Source organism: Flavobacterium sp., from assembly GCF_027490375.1.
GTDB lineage: Bacteria > Bacteroidota > Bacteroidia > Flavobacteriales > Flavobacteriaceae > Flavobacterium.
On record NZ_JAIXYH010000064.1, the window covers coordinates 33,895 to 57,403 of the forward strand.

The 23,509-nt window shown below is 41.1% G+C and carries 17 protein-coding genes; 8 read left to right on the forward strand and 9 right to left on the reverse strand.

Features of this window, described 5'->3' with window-relative positions:
* Positions 1-76 precede the first annotated feature (76 nt).
* Positions 77-1,441 carry an FAD-dependent oxidoreductase gene (locus Q0064_RS08735; protein ID WP_298147290.1) on the forward strand — a complete coding sequence of 455 codons (1,365 nt, stop codon included), beginning with the start codon at positions 77-79 and terminating at the stop codon, positions 1,439-1,441.
* 134 nt (positions 1,442-1,575) lie between these two features.
* Here Q0064_RS08735 and Q0064_RS08740 read toward each other — a convergent pair whose 3' ends face one another.
* From Q0064_RS08740 to Q0064_RS08780, 9 genes are all read right to left on the reverse strand, one after another.
* Positions 1,576-2,841 (reverse strand): aminotransferase class I/II-fold pyridoxal phosphate-dependent enzyme, encoded by a 1,266-nt coding sequence (locus Q0064_RS08740; RefSeq protein ID WP_298147293.1) that lies wholly within the window; start codon positions 2,839-2,841, stop codon positions 1,576-1,578.
* A gap of 236 nt (positions 2,842-3,077) precedes the next feature.
* The gene (pafA, locus tag Q0064_RS08745; RefSeq protein ID WP_298147296.1) at positions 3,078-4,712 is read right to left on the reverse strand and encodes an alkaline phosphatase PafA; all 1,635 of its coding nucleotides are present in this window, start codon (positions 4,710-4,712) and stop codon (positions 3,078-3,080) included.
* Entirely contained in the window at positions 4,690-5,634 is a 945-nt protein-coding gene (locus Q0064_RS08750; protein ID WP_298147299.1) for a nitronate monooxygenase, read from the reverse strand. The genes pafA and Q0064_RS08750 overlap by 23 nt, the downstream gene beginning before the upstream one ends.
* Positions 5,635-7,284 (reverse strand): S8 family serine peptidase, encoded by a 1,650-nt coding sequence (locus Q0064_RS08755; protein ID WP_298147301.1) that lies wholly within the window; start codon positions 7,282-7,284, stop codon positions 5,635-5,637.
* A gap of 968 nt (positions 7,285-8,252) precedes the next feature.
* Complete coding sequence (locus Q0064_RS08760) at positions 8,253-8,945, reverse strand: hypothetical protein (RefSeq protein WP_298147303.1); 693 nt, start codon at positions 8,943-8,945, stop codon at positions 8,253-8,255.
* Positions 8,946-9,080: 135 nt separating this feature from the next.
* Positions 9,081-9,281: a hypothetical protein gene (locus Q0064_RS08765; protein WP_298147305.1), complete on the reverse strand. Its 201-nt coding sequence runs from the start codon at positions 9,279-9,281 to the stop codon at positions 9,081-9,083.
* Between the two features lie 455 nt (positions 9,282-9,736).
* Complete coding sequence (locus Q0064_RS08770; RefSeq protein WP_298147307.1) at positions 9,737-10,645, reverse strand: hypothetical protein; 909 nt, start codon at positions 10,643-10,645, stop codon at positions 9,737-9,739.
* 905 nt (positions 10,646-11,550) lie between these two features.
* Complete coding sequence (gene mnmA / locus Q0064_RS08775; RefSeq protein WP_298147331.1) at positions 11,551-12,732, reverse strand: tRNA 2-thiouridine(34) synthase MnmA; 1,182 nt, start codon at positions 12,730-12,732, stop codon at positions 11,551-11,553.
* A 105-nt stretch (positions 12,733-12,837) separates the two neighbouring features.
* Complete coding sequence (locus Q0064_RS08780; RefSeq protein WP_298147310.1) at positions 12,838-13,527, reverse strand: hypothetical protein; 690 nt, start codon at positions 13,525-13,527, stop codon at positions 12,838-12,840.
* Between the two features lie 205 nt (positions 13,528-13,732).
* On the opposite strand from Q0064_RS08780, the gene Q0064_RS08785 reads away from it, so the two are divergent.
* The 7 genes from Q0064_RS08785 (at position 13,733) to yidC (ending at position 23,285) form a co-directional block, all read left to right on the forward strand.
* Positions 13,733-14,713, forward strand: coding sequence for a fasciclin domain-containing protein (locus Q0064_RS08785; RefSeq protein ID WP_298147313.1), 981 nt, complete (start codon positions 13,733-13,735; stop codon positions 14,711-14,713).
* A gap of 916 nt (positions 14,714-15,629) precedes the next feature.
* On the forward strand, positions 15,630-17,159 hold the full coding sequence (gene guaA, locus Q0064_RS08790) for a glutamine-hydrolyzing GMP synthase (RefSeq protein ID WP_298147316.1): 1,530 nt from the start codon (positions 15,630-15,632) through the stop codon (positions 17,157-17,159).
* A 20-nt stretch (positions 17,160-17,179) separates the two neighbouring features.
* A complete protein-coding gene (locus Q0064_RS08795; RefSeq protein ID WP_298147318.1) occupies positions 17,180-19,078 on the forward strand; it encodes a LysM peptidoglycan-binding domain-containing protein in 1,899 nt (632 codons plus the stop codon).
* Positions 19,078-19,482, forward strand: coding sequence for an OsmC family protein (locus Q0064_RS08800; RefSeq protein WP_298147320.1), 405 nt, complete (start codon positions 19,078-19,080; stop codon positions 19,480-19,482). Before Q0064_RS08795 ends, Q0064_RS08800 begins: the two co-directional genes overlap by 1 nt.
* Positions 19,483-19,719, forward strand: a complete 237-nt coding sequence (locus Q0064_RS08805; protein WP_298147323.1) for a DUF3820 family protein — start codon at positions 19,483-19,485, stop codon at positions 19,717-19,719.
* A gap of 69 nt (positions 19,720-19,788) precedes the next feature.
* On the forward strand, positions 19,789-21,402 hold the full coding sequence (locus tag Q0064_RS08810) for a CTP synthase (RefSeq protein ID WP_298147326.1): 1,614 nt from the start codon (positions 19,789-19,791) through the stop codon (positions 21,400-21,402).
* Positions 21,403-21,419: 17 nt separating this feature from the next.
* On the forward strand, positions 21,420-23,285 hold the full coding sequence (gene yidC / locus Q0064_RS08815; RefSeq protein WP_298147328.1) for a membrane protein insertase YidC: 1,866 nt from the start codon (positions 21,420-21,422) through the stop codon (positions 23,283-23,285).
* The last annotated feature ends 224 nt before the right edge of the window (positions 23,286-23,509 follow it).

Consider the following 23,509-nt stretch of genomic DNA (forward strand, 5'->3'; position numbering starts at 1 on the left):
ACTGGTTTAGGACGAGTAGAAATTATGCGTAAATTGTTGTCCAGAAAGTTGTCTGTATTGTAAACGAGCTAGAGGTATGAAAAGAAGAGATTTTTTACAAAACGCTTTGTTGGGACTTCCGCTTTTAATGTTCTCTCAACGCCTTTTAACATCGTGTGAATTAGAAAGCAATGAAAAAAACGGCAATGGAAAGCGTGTAGTTGTGGTTGGTGGAGGAATTGCTGGACTTGCAGCAGCAAAAAAGTTGCAATCGAAAGGATTTTCGGTAGTGCTTTTGGAAGCAAATTCAAAAGTTGGAGGTCGAATTAGCACTAACAGGTCTTTGGAAATTCCATTCGACGAAGGTGCGAGTTGGATTCATGGACCTAACGGCAACCCAATTACCGAACTTGCCCAAAAAGCTGGGGCAGAAACATTTCTAACGAACGATGACTTAGTTTCAGTTTTTGATGTTTCGGGCGAAAGATATAGCGATTTACTTTTGGAATCTGCTGAAAATCAGTTTAATGATGCTTTGGAACAAGTAACCGCTTTAGGCGCTGAAAATCAGAGCTTTAAAACGGTATTCGATACGCTTTATCCGAATTTAACAGCGGATAGATTATGGAATTACTTCCTATCAGCCTATTTAGAGTTCAATACAGGAGCAGACATTGCGCAGTTGTCATCAAAGTACTTCTATGATGATGATGAGTTTGCAGGTGCAGATGTAATTATTACCAATGGTTTCGACCGGATTACGAATTTTTTATCTGAAGGACTCGATATTCGATTAAACAGTCGGGTACAAATAATAGACTACACTTTAGCTAAAAGTGTAGTTGCCACTGCAACCGAGATCTTTGAAGCCGATTATGTTTTAGTAACGGTACCTTTGGGTGTTTTAAAAAGTAATGTGCTCAACTTCGCTCCTCCTTTGCCTCAAACGAAATTGCAGGCTATTGCTGATTTACAAATGGGACTTGTAAATAAATTTTTATTAAAGTGGGATCAGGCATTTTGGAACACGGATTTACAATTTATAGGTTATACGCCGGAAGAGAAAGGGAAATTTAATTACTTTTTAAATGTCACAAAATACAGTTCGACACCCGCATTAATAACTTTTACTTATGGTTCATATGCTGCGGTTAGTGAATCATTATCGGATGCCGAAGTTATTTCGGAAATAATGACACATTTAAGAAAGATTTACGGGGAATCAATTCCAAATCCGACTAACCTCTTGCGAACCAAATGGGGACAGAATCCGAACGCATACGGCAGCTACTCGTTTGTACCCAATAACTCCGACTCAGAGGCTTACGACACGCTTAGCAAATCGGTTGAAAACAGGTTATTTTTTGCCGGTGAACACACTCACAGGGCGTATCGCGGATCGGTTCACGGCGCATATCTCAGTGGAATCCGCGAAGCAAATCGGATTTTAAACTTGCAGTAATTGTGATGATAAACAAAGGTTGAAATTACGCCTTCTCTTTACTGAGAACCTGAGTTCGATTAGCATAAAAAAGGTCGGAATTGCTTCCGACCTTACTATACACTGTTGTGGTATTTTTTCTTATTTGAAATGACTTACGAAACATCGACTGTTTTCTCGGCAGCAATTTTCAAATACGTACCGTTTACCAGTTTTTCGCGAACGGCTTCGAAAGCATCTAAAGTTTGGTTGATGTCTTCCATAGTGTGCGAAGCTGTTGGAATCATACGCAATAAAATGATGCCTTTAGGAATCACCGGATACACTACAATCGATAAGAAAATATTGTAATTCTCACGTAAATCGTTTACCAACATCATAGCCTCTGGAATACTACCGTTTAGGTACACCGGAGTCACGCAGGTATTGGTATCGCCGATATCAAAACCACGAGCTTTTAAGCCGTTTTGCAAGGCGTTTACGTTTTCCCAAAGCTTGTCTTTCAACTCGGGCATGTTGCGCAGCATTTCCAAGCGCTTTAATGCTCCTTTGGTTTGAATCATCGGTAGCGACTTCGCGAACATCTGCGAACGCAAATTGTATTTTAAATAATCGATAATATCTTGATCGGCAGCAATAAAAGCACCGATACTTGCCATTGATTTTGCGAAAGTCGAGAAATACACATCAATACCGTCTTGAACTCCTTGCTCCTCGCCTGCTCCTGCTCCCGTTGCACCTAAAGTACCAAAACCGTGCGCATCATCTACCAACAAACGGAAGTTGTACTTCTCTTTCATTGCAACGATTTCACGCAATTTTCCTTGCTGACCGCGCATTCCGAAAACACCTTCTGTGATGAATAAAATTCCACCACCGGTTTCCTGTGCAAGTTTTGTGGCACGTTGCAGGTTTTTCTCCATGCTTTCCACATCGTTGTGCTTGTAGGTAAAACGTTTACCCATGTGCAAACGCACACCGTCGATGATACAAGCGTGTGCATCAACGTCGTAAACAATTACATCGTTTTTGGTTACCAGAGCGTCGATTGTCGACATAATCCCTTGGTAACCGAAGTTCAATAAATACGCAGCTTCTTTCTTTACGAAAGCGGCTAATTCGCGTTCTAACTGTTCGTGATAATCGGTTTGTCCGCTCATCATTCGTGCACCCATTGGGTATGCAGCACCGTATTCGGCAGCGGCTTCCGTATCGGCTTTTCTAACCTCAGGATGGTTCGCCAAACCAAGGTAATCGTTAATACTCCAGTTTAAAATTTCTTTTCCGTGAAACATCATTCGCGGACCTAATTCGCCTTCCAATTTTGGAAAAACGTAGTAGCCTTCGGCTTGCGAGGCCCACTTTCCTAGAGGACCCTTATTATTTTGGATTCGTTCAAACAAATCTTTAACAGCGCTCATACGTGTTTGTTTTAGAAGTTGCAAAAGTAGTTGATTTTAAGCGGTAAAAAAAGTGGTTTTAACAGTGAAATGGGAAGTTTGTTGCATAAAACGCCCTCCTCAACTGAAAAATAGGAACACAGAGAAAGTGCACAGGCAAAAACAGATTCAATTCTCTGTGATTGTAGCTGCTTTTACTGAAATTATAAATCTGATTTACAGATACTTATATAATTGTTAGGATCTACTATTAAAAATTAATTTTTGAATAGCGCTTCCAAGACTTCGGCGTTGGTCGCATTTGGCAAAGACAATTGTAGCAATTGTGCGAGTGTAGGCGCAATTTCGGTAATGACACACTTTTCGTGCGATTTACCAGCGGTAATTCCTTTTCCAAAAAAGATAATCGGCACATGCGTATCGTACGAAAATACAGATCCATGTGTCGTGCCTGTCGTGTGATCTTCCAAGGTTCCGGGCGATTCTAAAATAACCAACTCACCGTTTTGTTTGGTATCAAAACCGTTCGCTATGAGCTGCAAATACGGATCACTGCCCGACGATGCTAAAATTTCTTCTTCTGTGTAAACGCGCAGCACCCAGGATTCTTTCATCACAAAATCCCGAACTTTATTTTTGGCATCGGTCAAGGAAATACCCGCTCCTGCCAGCGCATCTTTGTCGAAAAAGATATTTTGGTTACTGCAGTTTGCAATAACATCTTTACCAAAAGTTTCTAATCCAAAAGCTTCTAATTTGCTGACGAAATCTTTCGAACTTACGTTTTCAACTTCGTATTTATGATCTTTCAAAAATACCGGATTTTCCGCTCCAGCATGGTCGGCAGTTAAAAATACCAAATACTGACCCTTCCCTACTTTCTCATCTAGATACTTCAATAATTTTTCCAGAGAAGCATCTAAACGCAAGTACGTATCCTGCAATTCAATCGAACGCGGCCCGGTGATGTGTCCCACGTAATCGGTTGCCGAATAACTGATTGCCAGAAAATCGGTGTGATTGTCTTTTCCCAATTGCTCGGCATCGATCGCAGCAAGCGCAAAATCGGTTAGCAAGTCGTTTCCAAAAGGCAGTGCGCGCAAAATTTGTGCACCACTTTTTTCGTACATACTTTTCAAATCGTACGGAAACGTTGCCGAATTAGCCTTAAAAATTTTCCCTTCGTACGGGTTTTCATCGGCTAAACTCTCGTCGTATTGCGCCAAGGGTTTCAACGGATTCCAAGCGTTTTGCACATATTTTAAGAAATGCTTTTCTTCGTTAAATTTCGTTGCCCAAGCTGGTAATTCATTTCGGTAAAAAGTACTGCTAATAAAAGCTCCTGTTTTGCTGTACCAAAATGCACAGTCGGCAAAATGTCCGGCCGGCAAAATGGCTCCGCGATCTTTCATGCTCATACCGATTACTTTCCCTCTGAAATTTGTAGACAATTTTAATTCGTCGGTAATGGTAGTAGCTTTTAGGTTTCGTGGCGACATTTTACCTTCCGCCTCATCGCCGGCTCCTAACGTGCGAACACTGGCGTCGTCGGTACAATACATGTTCTTTTTAATCGACTTATTATACCAATCGTTTCCAACAATTCCGTGAAAACGCGGCGTAGTTCCCGTGTAAACCGATGCGTGCCCCGGACCTGTGTACGTAGGCATATAGTTGAAGTGCGCGTTATAAAATGTGAATCCGTTCGAGGTTAATCGCTTAAATCCTCCTGAACCAAAATCATTCGCAAATCGATATAAATACTCGGTTTTCATTTGGTCGACTACAATGCCAACTACTAATTTGGGTCGGTCTTGCGCTTTCGCGGAAAAGAAAGTCGTTACCAGCAATAGTGCCCAAACGAATGGCTTAGAATGAAATTTGTGCGACACGTTTTTGTTCATGATGAAATTCTGCTAAAATTTGATTAAATACTTCGGAAACGGGTAAAATTTGATCGATTAACGCACTTACCTGTCCGATTTCGAGTTCGCCATCGTGTAAATCGCCTTCAAACATTCCGCGTTTAGCACGTGCGCGCCCCAGATGCGCTTTAAGTTGTTCGACCTGGGCTCCTTGCGCATACAACTCTTGTATTTCGTGATAAAATTTGTTTTTAATTAATCGAACGGGCGCCAGTTCTTTGAGAGTGAGTTGTGTATCGCCTTCAGCTGTTTGTGTAATGATTTGCTTGAAATTATCGTGCGCCGAGCTTTCTACAGTTGCTGCAAATCGCGATCCCATTTGAATTCCATCGGCACCTAAGGCCATAGCCGCCAACATACCACCACCGGTAGCAATTCCGCCAGCGGCAATGAGTGGAATTTTAATTGCTTTCCGCACGGTCGGAATTAAGGTAAATGTGGTGGTTTCCTCACGTCCGTTGTGTCCGCCGGCTTCAAAACCTTCGGCAACAACCGCGTCGACTCCTGCTTCTTCTGCCTTGAGCGCAAACTTCGAACTACTTACCACATGTACTACTTTAATGTTGTAGCTTTTTAGAAGTGCGGTAAACAATTTCGGATTTCCAGCTGAGGTAAAAACAATCGGAACTTTTTTATCGATAATTATTTGAATGATCTCCTCGACATTCGGATAAAGCATCGGAACATTAACACCGAAAGGTTTTGAAGTGAGTTGTTTCGCTTTATCGATATGCTCTTTTAAGACATCGGGATACATCGATCCGGCACCAATGAGGCCCAAACCACCGGCATTAGAAACGGCGGCGGCTAATTTTGCTCCGCTATTCCAAATCATGCCGCCTTGAACAATCGGATATTGAATTCCGAATAGCTGACAAATAGGATTCATTTAATTTTTGATAAGTTTTTTGATGGTAGTGCTTCCGTTTTGATGAAACACGACCAGATAAATTCCCTTCGACCAGGTTGCGGTATCCAAACTGGTATTTTCGGTTACCACAACTTGATAAATACGTTTTCCTTCGACAGTAAATACCTCTAAATGAGTCGTTTCTTGAATCTGACTCATCGAAAGTTGGTTTGAAAACGGATTTGGGAAGACTTGTACGGTATTTTTAGTAAAATCGGTTGTGGTTAAACCGTTTTGCAAGGCGTTTCCAAAATTCGGAATGCCGTAACCAATTGTATTTTGCGGATTTGTAGCAGAAGAAGCTGTATTTCGGATCAAATCCATGATTTGTTGATTGGTGAAGTTAGGAAGCGCCTGCCACAAAGAAGCAATCATTCCTGAAACGATAGGTGCTGAAAAGGAGGTTCCGTTCGCGCCAGATACGCTGCCTGTTGGTCCGATTACAGCGGCGGTAACGCCACGAGCTACTACATCGGGTTTTATCCGATTGTCGGCTGTAGGACCCACGCTTGAAAACGACGCCAGATTTCCTTGATTATCGACTGCACCGATGGTAAAAGCATGCTGTGCGTCGGCTGGTGCGGAGATGTTTGGCGTGCTTGATCCGCCGCTATTTCCGGCAGAAACGACAACAATCATACCGCGAGAAAAAGCGATATCGGCTCCTCGAGAAATGAACGCAGTTTCACCGTTCATATCGGCAAAAGTGTAGGAATAGTTGGCGTTGTCGTATTGAAAATAACCTAAAGAAGTGTTGATCACGTCGACACCCAAACGATCGGCTTCCTCGGCGGCTTCAACCCAAAGCGATTCTTCGACAGGATTCTCGGAGGCCACATCTTCGGTAACAAACAAGTAGTATTCGGCATCGGGAGCGGTTCCTGCGTATTGGTTTTCGATGAATCCGCCCATAGTCGACAAAACGGCGGTACCGTGACTGCTGTTGTTGGCAACTTCGGTGTTGCGAGTAACGTAGTTGTACGTACCCAAAATACGATTGTTGTTTACTAAACGTTCGAAAGGCGCGGCAGTAAACACACCGGGAAACCCAGAATCGAGTACGGCAATGATTTTTCCGGAACCTGTGAAATTGGATTGATGCACGACTTGGCCGTTGATTTGCAGGATTTGTGCGTTGGCAAAACCGTAGGAAAAATCGGTTAAAGCCTCGGCATTGTGTTTGTTTACTAGGTTTTGTTGAAACCTACCAGAGGCGTTTAAATTGCTGTTGGCAAAATCGATTTCCGAGACAAAACTTAGGTTTTGGAGCGCATTGATATCATCAACACTTCCGCGAACATGCACGGCATTAAACCAGCGCGATTTAGCAAGTACGCTGATGCCCGGACTGTTGTCTACAGCGGAGATGTAACTTTCGGAAATCGGCACGTCTTTGCTGTCGAGCGCGATATTTTGTTGTGCTCGGCGGTTTAGTGCACGTTCGGTGAAAAAACTCAACGGATTTGCGAAGAAGCTTTCTGTGTCTGGTTTATCGGCAAAATACACCCACGCGTCTTCTTGGGCAAAGGCGTTGCTGACAGAGAATACCAAAAATGCGAGAATTGCTTTTTTCATCACTTCATAGCGGCAGGTTTCGGTTGCCGTTGTTGTAACACCAAAATTAGTCAAATACTATTTACGATGCGGTTTGATTTAGGGTGTAGCGAAAAACTTAACAACTGTATTTTGTTTTATAACCGGAAAGACGACAAAGATTTATGTAAGTTCAGCTAGCACTATGCATTTGAGGTGATAGCTTAATAGACGCGATGTTTAGTGATTGAAGTTGTAAAGTGCTGGATTATACTGGCGTATTTCGCTTTTTAGCTTTTTCAATGCAATCGTCCATAACCACATAAGTTTAGTGGACCACATAGGCACAGAGGCTTGATAGATGGATTACGACCATGATACACGAAATTAGCTGACCACATAGGCACAGAGGCTTGATAGATGGATTACGACCATGATGCACGAAATTAGCTGACCACATAGGCACAGAGGCTTGATAGATGGATTACGACCATGATACACGAAATTAACTGACCACATAGGCACAGAGGTTTAGTAGATGGGTTGCGCTATTGAAGTGCGTTAGCTTTTGATTGAATTAAGCACTTTTTTAATCTTCTATCTTTTCACTTTTTTAGCTTTTTTAGCTTTTCACATTTCCGCACGCAAAACCACAATAATTTAACTGACCACACAGGCACAGAGGTTTAATAGATGGGTTGTGACCATGATGCACGAAATTAGCTGACCACATAGGCACAGAGGTTTAGTAGATGGGTTGCGCTATTGAAATGCGTTAGCTTTTGATTGAATGAAGCACTTTTTTAATATTCCATCTTTTCACTTTTTTAGCTTTTTTAGCTTTTCTAGCTTTTTTAGCTTTTCACATTTCCGCACGCAAAACCACAATAATTTGGCTGACCACATAGGCACAGAGATTTGATAGATGGGTTGCGACCAAGATGCACTAAATTAGCTGACCACATAGGCACAGAGGTTTAATAGATGGTTAGGAATGATGGGGCAGGTTCTTGCAAGGGGATTGTGCAAAGAATAGCTTAGACGTAAGCCGTTTATCTATTCATTCACAATGTTTTGTGTCTCTTGCAGTCGAAGAGTAAGCAACCGCAATGCTCAGCTAGAATCAGTGTGCGTATGTCTTCTTGTGGCTTTGTAGGTCCGTCGATTAAGATTTCTTGTCGTTTCTTTATATCGGCTTTTAATTCGTTAAGTCGTTCATTTTTTTCTTTATGAGTAAATTCGCTCCAATCCTTGTGGTTGCTTTCTATCTCATTGCACAGGTTATGGCATTCAACGATACTATCGTTTATGATTTCAATCCATAATTTCTTGTTCGTTCTGAACAGTGAATAGGATAAATCTATCCAGTGCATTAGGTCTATGCCTTTGACTCCTTGTTTCGTTAGACATTCAGAAGCTCGCTGAAAATCGTCCAGCAGAAAATACAAAAGTCCAATTTCATAACCACTAATGGTATCGTGAAACTCAGTGTCAATAGTTGATAATTCGTCAGCAATATGGTTTACCTGCGCACCATTGTTTAATTTCCATTCAGCTAACGCTAGATTGTAAAGGCTTCGTTTTTCTGTGTCGAATTCTGTTGCTGATTGAGTGAAGTAATCTTTTGCAATTTGAAACTCGTCCATTTGAAAATGACAGTAACCTATAATATGCAAAATGTCATTGCATTTTCCAATTTGGTAGGCTTTGGTCAAAAATGGGATAGCTTCTTTAAACTTCCTCTGGTCTAATAGCATATATCCATAGAGATAGTATGGGTAGTACGATTTGGGATTTAGCGCTATGCACTCTTGTTGAATTTGTAAAGCTCGTTCTATAGCACGGTCTTCTTTCCAATACCATTCTTTTTCTGACCACTCAAAGTGAAGAAACTAAGAAAAGTTGTGTGTTGATTTAACTGTCTTTTTTAGGTTATATGCCCTTTCAAAATAGTCGAAGTCTTCTTTGTTTGACTTTTGGTTGTAATTTTCGAAATAAGCAATAGCCAAAGAATTTAATACGTCGAGATTATTAGAGTCTTTCTCCAACTTTTGAAGTAATTCTTTTATTTCTCTAGCTGAATTAGCTGTCATTTAAAACTGTGTAAAACTATCGCGAATTTCCTTTTAGTATTGCCGCCATTGACGACTTAAGCGAAACTACAACTTTTCCTTGAGAGAAACGCAAGTAATTACAAAGTTATAAGCTATGGAGATAAAGTTAGCTCTGGAAAGACTGCGGCTGCGGTAAGCTGTTGTTTCTATTGTAATCGATAGCTATCGGTTGAAATATCCATATAAATCTTAGCAACCAAAAGCTATCGAAATAGGACGAATTATTGCGTTGAAAAAAGAAAAAATCTTTATTAATCAAAACTGAGTAAGATGACTTCAAAAACGCCATTTAAAGTGCTCTCAAATTTAAAATTTCGATCCCTTATCAAGAAACAAACCTCGCTTAAAGCACTGATTTGACATTGAATTTTACAGTTTTTCAGATCTTTCTTTGAAAATGAGTGGTTGTGTAATGCTTCACGCTGTACCAGCAGCTACTTTAGTTTAAATGTCTTAGCAATCTTTTTAAAGATTTCTAAGTTTTGTATTTGATCATTTGAAGCTTGCCCGACCAATATATAATATTCCGACTTGTTATATAATATGACTTGATAAACAATCTCATCTTGGGAATCAGCATTTTTACCATTTGCTATGATTTCAAAGCCATTTAAATTATCTATCACAATTGGGTTCACTTCTTTGATTTTACTCAGCTCTCCGTTAGGAAGTTTCTTCAATCGTTCAATTGAGTGCTGTTTGTGATTAAATTCTGAAAATTTACCTACCGAAGTACTTACTATAAAAATCCCTTTATCGGTAGGCAAATTACCATCTTCACTATAGAGTAAAGAGCCAGATAAATACTTAACAAATTTGTAATCAGTTTCTTTGATATCAATCGAAAATTTCACTGCATCAAATGGATTATCGTTTTGATTATCATTATAGATTGTAGAAAAAAGAGATTTTTTAATTTCACTTTCTATCTCTTTGGACGAATCAGGATAAATACCGTTTATCATAATGGTCTTATTTTCGTCACCAAACATTAAAATCTGTTTTAAATATGTAGTTCCATATGCAGCTTGACTGACCTGTAGGAAGGTAGCCTCTTTTCCTTTGAAGTCCACTTTCTCTTTTAATTTCAAAATCATTCCTTTAGTTTTCAAAGCTTCGGCAGTAAATCCTTTACTTACAATAAAATAGGAAGAAGGTATCTCAGTAATCATAATTGAGGATCCATTTTCAGCATTTTGAAATCCGCTAAAGTTTGATGCACTTGTAAAGCCGTCTGGCGGAATTAAACTGAATTTTGTTCCTAAAACTGACACATGTTTCTGAGCATTTGTATTTTCAAAGCAGAAAACTAATAGTGTTAGAATGAATAAAATTTTTTTCATGATTTATCGATATTGTTCGTTTGTGATTGCTTATAATATTCTGAATTTTATAAATAGTAGATACTTGTTTCGATTTTTCAATTACTAAATAAAAAAAATGCTGTTTTATTCTCGCGAATTTACACACTTTCCTCCTCCCAGAACTACCTACTTATAAGTATTTTTCCCACCAAACAACACTAACGTCTCCCCTAGCCCGGATGGCAGCGGCAGCCCGTAAGAAAAATACGGCTACGTGAACCGTGTTGCGCTGGCGACCTAAGAAGCCAGAAGCAAGACGTGTGAACGTGCCGTTTTTTTGCGGACTATAGCGAACAGCCGGAGGAGCTGCGAAAAAGATTTCGAAATTGAAAGATTGAAAGATTGAAAAAAGCGAAAAAAGCGAAAAAAGCGAAAAAAGCGAAAAAAGCGAAAAAAGCGAAAAAAGTGAAAAAAGTGAAAAAAGTAAAAAAGTGAAAAAAGTGAAAAAAGTGAAAGAATAGAAAGAATACAAAGAATACAAAGAATACAAAGAATAGAAAAAGTAGAATTCCGAGAGCTATTGTAAGGGAAAAAGCCTTCGACAACTGCTTGGTTCACAACGCGAGAGGACTCGCGCGGCAGCGAAATGGGTAAAAGATTTCGAGATTGAAAGATTGAAAGATTGAAAGATTAAAAAAAGCGAAAAAAACGAAAAAAAACGAAAACAGTGAAAAAAGTAAAATAAGAAAAGAATGTAAAAAACGAAAAAACCGCTTTGCGAACTTTGCGAAAATCTTTGCGCCCTTTGCGGTTAAAGCCTACGAAAAGTGGGTTCGGGGATGGCATAATGATACATAAAGTGGTGAACGTCACAATTCCGATAGCTATCGGAACTAGCTTCTCGTGTCTATCCCGATAGCCATCGGGACTCGTCTCTAATACCCCTACCCCGCAATTACCCCACTTCCCAACAATTCGTTCCCTGAGTACCAAGCCACAAATTGTCCGGCGGTGATGGCCGATTGCTTTTCGTCGAATAAAACGTAAAGTGCGTCTTCGCGTTGCCACAATTGCGCTTTTTGTAACGGCTGACGGTAACGAATACGCGCCTGAACATCGAGCGTTTCGTGCAATTGCAAACGCAAATCTTCGCGAACCCAATGCACCTCTTTGTTGGCAACTTTCAAAGCCTTACGCCACAAACCGGGATGCTGTTGTCCCAAACCGGTGTAAACGATATTTTCGACCACATCGGTGCCAATAATGAATAAAGGTTCTTTGGTTCCACCTACGTTCAATCCTTTACGCTGACCTACCGTAAAGTAATGTGCGCCTTGATGTGTGCCCACTACTTTTGGAATGCCTGCTGCTAAATCGAACGGCGCAGCTTCGAGCACCAAAGTGTCGGAATTGTCGGAATACGAGCGTTCAAATACCGGATCGTCGGCCATTAACTGCACAATTTTACCTGGTTTTGGCTGTAACTTTTGCTGCAAAAATTCGGGTAATCGTACTTTACCAATAAAACACAAACCCTGCGAATCTTTTTTACCCGCCGTAACCAAACCTTGCTGCAAGGCTATTTCACGAACCTCGGCCTTTTGTAGGTGTCCGATTGGAAACAAGGCTTTAGCTAATTGCTCTTGCGAAAGCTGACACAAGAAATACGACTGATCTTTATTGGCGTCGGCGCCAGCTAAAAGTTGAAAAACTTCTTTTCCGTTAACAGTTGTGCTCGACTTTTGGCAATAATGACCCGTAGCTACGAAATCGGCTCCTAAGTCAAGAGCGATTTTCAAGAAGATATCAAACTTAATCTCGCGATTACACAATACATCTGGATTGGGTGTACGGCCGTTCTCGTACTCAGAAAACATATAATCTACGATGCGCTCGCGGTATTGTTCACTTAAATCGACCGTTTGGAACGGAATGCCGAGCTTTTGCGCTACCAGTAAAGCATCGTTTGAGTCTTCTAACCACGGACACTCATTTGAAATGGTCACCGAATCGTCGTGCCAATTCTTCATGAAAAGTCCAATAACCTCGTATCCTTGTTGTTGCAACAAATAGGCCGCCACACTCGAATCAACACCACCAGACAGCCCAACTACTACTTTCTTCATACCTAAAATTCCTGCTGCAAATATACGGTGCTTCCCATTAACGTCTTTTGCAGATGCCCATTTTAGCAAAAAATTGGCTGCTCGTTTAGTGGTGTATCAACGCGATTACTTTACTTTTTTGGCGACCGTTTTCTTGGTTATTGGGTATTTCTCGCGCTTATCTAGCTTGCCGTCTTTATAAAATTCCCAATAGCCTTTCTTTTCGCCTTTAACAAACTTGCCTTTCGACGCTAGTTTACCGTCGCTTTCGCGGAAAATGGCATCACCGTCGTACTGATCATTTACATAGATGGTTTCTTCCAAAACAATGCCTTCTTCGGTGATTTTCTTGTACGTACCGTTTTTCTGACCGTTTTTATATGACGATTCTTCCGCGGTTTTACCCGACAGATAATACACTTTGCGAATGCTGTCGAGCTTGTCGTTCTTGTAAAACTCTTCCAAAGCTACGACGGTCGACTTCGGGTGATAGTATTTCCACAAACCTTCCTTCTTTTTATTAACCGTTTTGCCTTCCGAACTTAAAAAGCCGTTTTCGTAAATTTTAGTGTAGGCTGTTTTACCTAAATCAGAAAAAACGCGCTCGGCGGTAACAGTTGAATTCTTGTCGTCTGCAAAGAATTTAAAGGTACCTACCTCTTTTCCGTCTTTGAAGTTGCCTTCGTAACGAATGCGTTTCGATGTTTCATAAAAGCCTCGCCACAATCCTTGCTTCAGTCCTTTTGCATCAGTACTGTTAATTTGTTGTGCACTTAACATTTGTGTAACTATCAAGAAAACAGCTATTAACCTCATATACATGTTGATTTTACGTGCAAATATAACCTCAAAACGCGGTGCAGAGTAAAATATTTCGCAGCGGTTGCGTCTGTTAAAAGCAATTTCACTAAAGATTAACGGAGATGGTTAAATTACTCCTAAAAGTGTTTAATCTTCTTGAACAAAAGTTAAACAAAAGGATTTTCTTTCCTAGTTTTACCCCATCAATAAATCAATAACTATGAAAAATTTACGAAAATTTGCAGCCATTGCATTAGGTGCTCTTGCACTGACAACGTTTAACTCGTGCGACGATTCCGACTCAAACGGAGAAAGCAGAAATATTGCTGAGGTTGCAACAGAGACTCCCGAATTGAGCATTCTTGTTCAAGCATTAACAAGAGCGGGCTTGGTTGACGATGTAAGTGGAAACACGAAATTAACTGTTTTCGCTCCAACAAATCAGGCGTTTCTTGACTTCTTACAAGCAAATGATTTCCCAAATCTAGAAGCTGTTCCTGTAGATGTATTACGCGAAGTATTACGCAACCATGTTCTTGTTGGATCATTGCGTTCAAATCAATTAGAAACAGGTTATTATAAAACACTAGCAACGGGAGCTGCATCTACTACATCAACAATCTCAATGTTTGTTAATGCTAACAATGGTGTAGTACTTAACGGTGGAGTTACAAACGGTGGAGCAACCGTAACTACTGCAAACGTGCGTGCTAAAAACGGAACTATTCACATCGTAAACAGTGTAATTGGTATTCCAGATGTAGTTGATTTAGTATTGGCAAATCCAAATTACAGCTCATTGCGTTCGGCTCTTACACGTAACGACCAGCCAGATTTCGTTACATTGCTAAGAACTCAAGTTGGAACTGCTCCAGCTCCTGTAACCGTATTTGCTCCTGATAATGATGCGTTTGCAGCTTTATTAGGCGAATTAAACGCTCCAAACTTGGCTGCAATTAACGGTGCAACTTTAACAGCTGTGTTAAATTATCATGTGGTTGGAGGCGCCAATGTTTTAGCGGGAAGCTTACAAAACAATCAAACAGTAACTACTGCAGGCGGTGGAACTTTCACCATTCAATTGCCAACTTCTGGAGCTCAGATCACCGATGGAGATAACCGCGTAACTAAAATTACCGCTACCGACATTCAAGGTAACAACGGCGTAATCCACCAAATTGATCGCGTATTATTACCATAATTTCCTTCATATATTTTCTTGGAAAAGCTGCCTTCGGGCGGCTTTTTTACTTTAAACCTGCCTTCGAGATTAAAAAAGTGAAATTCGTCGTACAAGCATATTATAGTCGACATTCTTTTTTGGGCGCCCGGGCACGCTTTCGCCTTTACTCCTCGCCCATTACGCTTCGCTACTTGGGCTGTGGGGTACCGGCTCACTCGTTGGCGCGGCAATCGTTACCAAAAAATCCGTATTACTAAAACATAACGTTAGATAAATATGGTTTTTAATCTGACGAAATAATACAAACAAAAATTGCGTTACTTAATTGATTTGAAAATACTTACTTGAGGTAATATTGCAATATTATGTTTAAAAAATTGCAAAGCTTCAAATCTAAATAACCCAGCAATTTTCAAACAAAGCTGCGCAGCAAAGCACTAATTAACCCAAACTGCTATTTCTATTGATTGCATTTGAAACGCTATTAAACCTAAACGCACCTGAGGCCAATAGCTGAAGCAGCCGCAGCTAATCGTTGGCGCGGCAATCGTTGCCAAAAGATCGATTTATTGGAAGAATAAGGTTAAGGAAAATAGACATTAAATCAAACGAAATTGCCTAGTGCAAATTTTTATTAAAGAATTGATTTAATGGCATTTATTCGAGGTAATATTGCAATATTACGTTTTAAAAATCGCAAAGCTCCAAATAAAAATTTACTAGCCTTTTCCTGCTAAAACTCAACCGTAAAGCATCGATAAAGCCAAACTATTATTTTTTGAATGATTTCGAAACGCTATTAAACCATAAAGCCCGCAAGGCCAATAGCCGAAGCAGCTGCAGCAAATCGTTAGCGCGAAAAATCGTTGGCAAAAAATCGTTACAACTGCAAAATCGGCGTTGCACGATGCCGCTCAAAAACTTACTTTTGCGCATGCAACACAACGTACTTATTTTAGATTTCGGCTCGCAATACACGCAACTAATTGCACGCCGCGTTCGCGAATTAAACATCTTTTGCGAAATTTTTCCCTATAACCAACCGCCTGCAAATCTCAAAGATTTTAAAGCTGTAATTCTATCCGGTTCGCCGTTTTCGGTTCGTGCCGACGATCCACCGCATCCCGATCTTTCAGAAATTCGCGGAAAAGTGCCGCTACTTGCCGTTTGCTACGGCGCACAATATTTAGCACATTTCAACGGTGGAGAAGTGGCGCCATCAAACATCCGTGAATACGGCCGTGCAAATCTGTCGTATCTCAAAGAAAACGAAGCATTTCTCGCTAACATCCCCGCAAATTCACAAGTGTGGATGAGTCATTCCGACACCATAAAATCTTTGCCAACAAACGGCGTTCGCCTAGCAAGCACACACGATGTTGAAAATGCAGCGTTCCGTATCGAAGGCGAGCAAACCTACGCCATTCAATTTCATCCGGAAGTATATCACAGCACCGATGGCATGCAAATGCTGAAAAATTTCTTGGTCGATATCGCGAAAATCGAACAAAGCTTTACGCCAAACGCCTTCGTCGAAGAGATTGTTGCCGAATTGCAAACTAAAATCGGTTCCGATCGCGTAGTTCTTGGACTTTCGGGCGGTGTCGATTCTACCGTAGCCGCCGTTTTACTCCACAAAGCCATCGGTAAAAATCTGTATTGCATTTTTGTAAACAACGGACTTCTGCGCAAAAACGAATTCGAAAACGTGCTCAAACAGTACGAGCACATGGGCTTGAATGTTAAAGGTGTCGATGCCAGCGCGCAATTTCTCGATGCTCTTGCCGGAATTAGCGAACCGGAAGCGAAGCGAAAAGCCATCGGACGCGTTTTTATCGAAGTATTCGATCAAGAAGCACACAAAATCGAAGACGTAACTTGGCTTGCACAAGGAACTATTTATCCCGACGTAATTGAATCGATTTCGGTAAAAGGACCGTCGGCAACCATAAAATCACACCACAACGTAGGTGGTTTGCCCGATTATATGAAACTTAAGATCGTCGAACCCCTGCGGATGTTATTCAAAGACGAAGTTCGTCGCGTGGGCAAAACGTTGGGAATTGATGCCGCGCTACTCGGTCGCCATCCGTTTCCAGGACCGGGCTTGTCGATTCGCATTTTAGGCGACATCACACCTGAAAAAGTCAACTTATTGCAGGAAGTCGATGCAATTTTCATCGATGGATTAAAATCGTGGGGCTTATACGACAGCGTTTGGCAAGCCGGAGCTATACTACTTCCCGTAAATTCGGTTGGTGTTATGGGCGACGAACGTACTTACGAAAAGGTAGTGGCGCTGCGCGCGGTGCAATCAACCGACGGAATGACCGCAGATTGGGTACATTTGCCATACGATTTCTTAATGAAAATAAGTAACGAGATCATCAATAAAGTAAAAGGAGTGAATCGCGTGGTGTACGACATTAGTTCAAAACCACCTGCAACCATAGAATGGGAATAGTTTTTGCCAATAAATTTTATATGAAAAAAGTATTGTTTGTATTCGTTTTGTTCTTTTCGCTACTTGCTCAAGCGCAAAGCATCAAAAAACATCAGGTAAAGGCGGGTGAAACCGTAACCTCAATAGCAAAAGACTATAAGGTAACTCCTGCCGATATCTATCGTTTAAATCCAGATGCTAAAGCCGGACTTAAACCCGAAATGACATTACTCATCCAAACAACAACCGAAGTAAAAGTTAAAGCCGAAGCTCCCAAAAAAACTGAGGATACTCCAAAAAAAGTTACTGAAAAATCGCACACAGTGAGCAGCGGCGAAACCATTTACAGCATCGCCAAAAAATATGGCTTATCGGAAACCGAGCTCTTAGCAGCCAATCCGGATGCAAAAAAAGGTATACAACCAGGTGATATACTTGTACTCAAAGCAGAAAAAAAGAACGGTAAATCAGCTGAAAAAGCAACAACTAAAACCGAAACCAGCTTTCACATCGTTGAACCGAAAGAAACCAAATACGGCATCGCTAAAAAATACGGCATGAGTGTTACGGATTTGGAAGCCTTAAATCCGGAAGTTAAATCGGGTTTACAAATTGGTTTTCGCCTAAAAATAAAACCCGGAACGTATGTAGAGCCCGAACCAACACCAGCTCCAGCTCCTGAAAAACCTGTCGAAAAAGAAGTTAAAAAAACGATCACGGTCGCTCCAAAAGAGACACTGTACGGACTTTCTAAAAAATACAAAACAACGGTCGACGAACTTATTGCATTAAATCCTGAATTGAAAAACGGCTTGCAGGAAGGAATGTCGCTCGTAATTCCCGATGAAGAAAAATCCGAACCCTCAAAAATTGAAATTAAATCGGCAAACAAATCCGTTAAGCTTGCCGTGTTGATTCCGTTTAATTTAGATAAAATTGCCGTTGATTCTATCCCATTGGTTAGCAATAAATTGAAAGCAGATCGTTTTCTAAATATGACGCTCGATTTTTACAGCGGTGTCGCAGCAGCCATCGATTCATTAAAACAAGACGGTGTAACTGTCGACGTAAGTTACTTCGATAGCGGCGAAAGCAAGCAAAGTTCGAAAGTTGCCGAATTAATTAAATCCGAGAACTTGGCTTCGTACGACGCCGTTATTGGTCCGTTTTACCAAAATCATGTGGAAAAAACCTGCGAACTCCTCGCAAAATCAAAAACGTTGGTCGTTTCGCCTTTAAGCAAAGATTACGACAAGAAATTTAAAAATTTGGTGCAAACCATGCCCGATTCAAATGTACTCCGAGACGAAACTTTGGAATTCCTTTACGAAAAAGACGCCAAGATTTTAGCGATCGTTGAACCAAAGAAGGTAGCGCTAACCAATTATCTTAAAGCCAATTACAAAGACATTGTCTTCATTCCGCTTACCGAAAAAGGTGGTGTTACCAAAGAATTGATTCAACCACTACTCCATTCCACGAAAGTGAATTACATCATTTTCGAAAGCGAAAGAACAGGCTTAGCGCTAAACTTTATTAATGCGTTAAATGCACTGGCGACCACGCATAAAGTAACGCCGGTAACGCTCGACAAAAACGAAACCTTTGATTACGAAGAAATTTCTATCGAAAAATTAGCAAAATTGGGCTTAATTACACCTTCAGTAACCACCGAATTAACCGAAGATGTACCGTTTCGTGCAGCTTATCGCAGCAAGTACAAAAGCAACCCAACGCAATTTGCCATTCGCGGTTTCGACCTGATCATCGATCTTGTAAATCGTTTAGCAACTACCGAAAATGAGAAAGAGCTGTTTCAAGGCGAAACCAACGGACTCGAAAACCGATTCAAATACGAGAATACCAAAACAGGTGCGCGCAATTCGGGCATTTACATATTGCAATACCAACCCGATTTAACGGTTAAAACCATCAACTAATGACTAGCAAAGTAACTTATCAAGGACAGTTGCGAACCAGCTCGGTGCATCTTGCCTCGGGTAACGAAATTACCAGCGATGCGCCAATCGACAATCACGGAAAAGGCGAAGCTTTCTCACCTACAGATTACCTGGCCAATGCTTTAGCTGCATGCATGTTTACGGTTATGGGCATTAAAGCTATCGAAATGCAAATCGACTTGGCGGGCAGTTACGCAGAGGTTACTAAAATCATGGCTGCAGAACCGCGTCGGATTGGCGAGATCGTCGTTGAGATGTATTTACCTCAAAATCTGGATGAAAAGAGTAGAATTATTCTTGAACGAACCGCAAAAACTTGTCCGGTTCATCATTCTTTACATCCCGATTTAATTCAGAACATCCGTTTTCATTATACTTTGTAAATGTTGGAAGCACCCAACAAACAGCACTTACTCGAGTTGGCGCATGCTAAAATGCCGTTCGGAAAGTACCAAGATCGCTATTTGAGCGAATTGCCCGAGTATTATTTAGTATGGTTTCAACAAAAGGGATTTCCAGCTGGGAAACTAGGACAACAACTGCGCGAGGTCTTGGAAATCAAAGTAAACGGACTCGAACCGTTGTTGCGAAAATTAAGAGCCGATTTTCCAAAAAAATAGCTCCGAAATTGTGTACTTTTGCCACGTTTTTTTACGAAACCGCAACTACAACACAACAACTACATTATCATGAATCAAACCAAGTACGTCTTTGTTACCGGTGGCGTTTCCTCTTCATTGGGGAAAGGTATTATCGCAGCGTCGCTTGCTAAATTACTGCAGGCGCGTGGGTATCGCACGACGATTCAGAAATTTGACCCGTACATTAACGTCGATCCCGGAACGCTAAATCCGTATGAACACGGAGAATGTTTCGTTACCGACGACGGTGCCGAAACCGACCTCGACCTCGGACACTACGAACGTTTTCTCAACGTTCCAACCTCGCAAGCAAATAACGTAACAACCGGACGTGTGTACTTGTCGGTTATCGAAAAAGAACGCCGCGGCGAATTCTTAGGAAAAACGGTACAAGTGGTTCCGCACATCACCAACGAAATCAAAGAGCGTATGCAATTGCTCGGAAATACCGGCAATTTTGATATCGTTATTACGGAAATTGGTGGAACCGTTGGAGATATTGAATCGTTGCCTTACATCGAGTCGGTGCGTCAATTGGTTTGGGAATTGGGCGAATCGAACGCTATTGTGATTCATCTTACCTTAATTCCGTATTTGGCTGCTGCAGGCGAGTTGAAAACCAAACCAACGCAACACTCGGTTAAAACCTTAATGGAAAGCGGAATTAAAGCCGACATTTTGGTTTGTCGTACTGAACACGAATTATCCGACGAACTCCGCAGCAAACTCGCACTTTTCTGCAACGTGAAACGCGAAGCTGTAATCCAATCGATTGATGCTTCAACAATTTATGAAGTTCCGAATCTCATGTTGGAAGAAGGACTAGACGTTGTGGCGCTACGCGAATTGAATTTACCACCAAAGTCGATTCCGGATTTAAAGAATTGGAATGTATTCTTACACCGATTAAAGAATCCGAAACATGTGGTAAATATTGGTTTGGTTGGAAAATATGTAGAATTACAAGACTCGTATAAATCAATACTCGAAGCCTTTATTCACGCTGGAGCGGCAAACGAAACGAAGGTTAATATCGTTTCCGTACATTCAGAGCATGTTGACTCACATAACGTAGCTACAAAACTTGCCGGACTCGACGGAATTTTAGTCGCGCCAGGTTTTGGAGAACGCGGAATCGAAGGGAAAATCGAAACCGTACGTTACGCGCGTGAGAAGAAAATTCCGTTTTTGGGAATTTGCTTGGGAATGCAAATGGCGGTTATCGAATTTGCACGAAATGTCGCCGGACTTAAAGATGCGAATTCAACCGAAATGAACCGAGGAACGGCATTTCCTGTCATCGATTTGATGGAAGAACAAAAAACCATCACCGAAAAGGGAGGAACCATGCGTTTAGGTGCGTGGAAATGCGAATTGAAAGAAAATTCTCTGGCAGCAAAGATTTACAAAACTACTGCCATTTCGGAACGACACAGACACCGTTACGAATTTAACGGCGATTACCAAGAAGTCCTGCAACAGCACGGCTTAGTTACTTCGGGCGTTAACCCAGATACGAACTTGGTAGAAATTATCGAATTACCCGAACATCCGTTTTTTATTGGTGTTCAATACCATCCTGAATATAAAAGTACCGTTTCCAATCCGCATCCGCTTTTTGTAGCGTTTGTAGAAGCAACGGTCAAAGCAAAACAAAAGTAACTCACGATTTTTAATCAATGGAAGAAAAAAAGTTAGACCTCAACACCATCATCGGCTTCGCCTTAATTTTCGGCTTGCTGTTTTGGATCATGTATCAAAATCAGCCTACAGCGCCCGAAGCTTCAACTAAACCAAAAACCGAGCAAGCGCCAACAAAAGCATTACCTGCAACGACGGCAGCAGCAACTACAGCAGCCGACAGCAGTGCATACTCGCAAAAATTTGGTGTCTTTGGAAACAGTGCTGCCCTAGCCCAGCAAAATGCCAAAAAAGAAGTGCAGCTCGACAATGAGGTTCTTTCTTTGAAAATTGCACTTAAAGGCGGACAAGTAACCGAAGCCACTTTGAAAAACTACGAGCGTTTCAAAAAAGGCAGTGGCGAACTTGTTCGTTTGATTCAAAACAACAATGCGAACTTCAATACGAAGTTAATCACGTCGGATAATAAAATCATCAATACGGCCGATTTATACTTTGAGCCACAATTGCTAAAAAGTGGCGATAACCAAATACTTTCGCTAAAAGCCAATACAGCAAACGGCGGTTTTCTTGAGTACCGTTATAGCCTAAAACCAAAAGATTATTTGGTTGGATTCGACCTAGTTTCACAAGGATTAACCAGCGTTTTGTCGCCTAAGCAAGCGGTGGAGCTCGAGTGGAATTTGAAAACGTTCCGCAATGAGAAAAGCGTTTCATACGAAAATCGTTATGCTGAAATCTACTACCAATACGAAGATGACAAAACCAGTTACGTAGGTCAAGGCAACGATGCTACCGAAAATCCGGAATCGGTGAAATTTGTAGCATTCAAACAGCACTTTTTCTCAAGCATATTGTTAACAGACAAACCGTTTGCAAAAGCCGATTTACTGTCAAATAATCTTGTTAAAGACGAAGAAGTTGATACGCTTTTCACCAAAGATTTCAAGGCTAAAATTGCCCTTAAAGCGCAGGCAGGCGAAATCAACCAAAACATGCATTGGTATTTTGGTCCGACCGACTACAAATTGTTAAAAACGTATGAGCGTGACTTAGAGTACATTGTTCCGCTTGGTTGGGGGATTTTCGGTTGGATAAACCGTTATTTCTTTATTCCGGCTTACGATATTTTATCGGGCTTTTTGGCACAAGGCTGGGCAATTATCTTATTCACCATACTAATAAAATTGGTGTTGTCGCCCATTACGTATAAGTCGTTTTTATCTCAGGCGAAAATGAAAGTTTTACGTCCGGATATTGCCGAACTGAACGAGAAATTCAAGAAAGATCCGATGAAGCGCCAGCAGGAAACCATGAAATTGTATTCGAAAGCGGGCGTTAACCCAATGGCAGGTTGTATTCCGGCGCTGTTACAAATGCCGATATTTTACGCCTTGTTCCAATTTTTCCCGGCTGAGTTAGCTTTGCGTCAGCAAGGATTCTTGTGGGCAAACGACTTATCCTCGTTCGATGCTGTTATACAATTGCCGTTTTACATTCCGTTGTACGGAAATCACATCAGTTTGTTTCCTATTCTTGCATCAATTGCTATTTTCTTTTACATGAAAATGACAACAGGCGATCAGGCCATGCAACAACCGCAACAAGAAGGCATGCCGGATATGGCGAAGATTATGAAAATCATGATTTATATATCACCGGTAATGATGTTGATTTTCTTCAACAACTACGCGTCGGGCTTGAGTTTGTACTACTTTGTTTCTAACGTGCTTACTATTGGAATTATGTTGGTTATCAAGAATTATATTGTAGATAACGATAAGATTCACGCACAAATTCAGGAAAACAAACAGCGCGAGCCAAAGCAGCAAAGTAAATTCCAACGCAAGTTGCAAGAAATGATGGAAGCTGCCGAAGCTGAAAAAGCTAAGAAGAAGAAATAATAATTTTTAAAAGTTAATCTAAACCGCTGCATTTCGTAGCGGTTTTTTTATGGCGTTCCGGCGGCATTCGTTTGGTGTAAGTTCAAAGCCGCCGTCGGGCTTTCTGCTGCGCCCGAGGCTTTAGCAGAACTGACCGAAGGTAATCCCTAACGCGAAAATCGTTACTATACGTTTTGTTCTCGTTTTAAATTTGGTTGTACAGTTGGCGAAAGAATTTCTTGGAA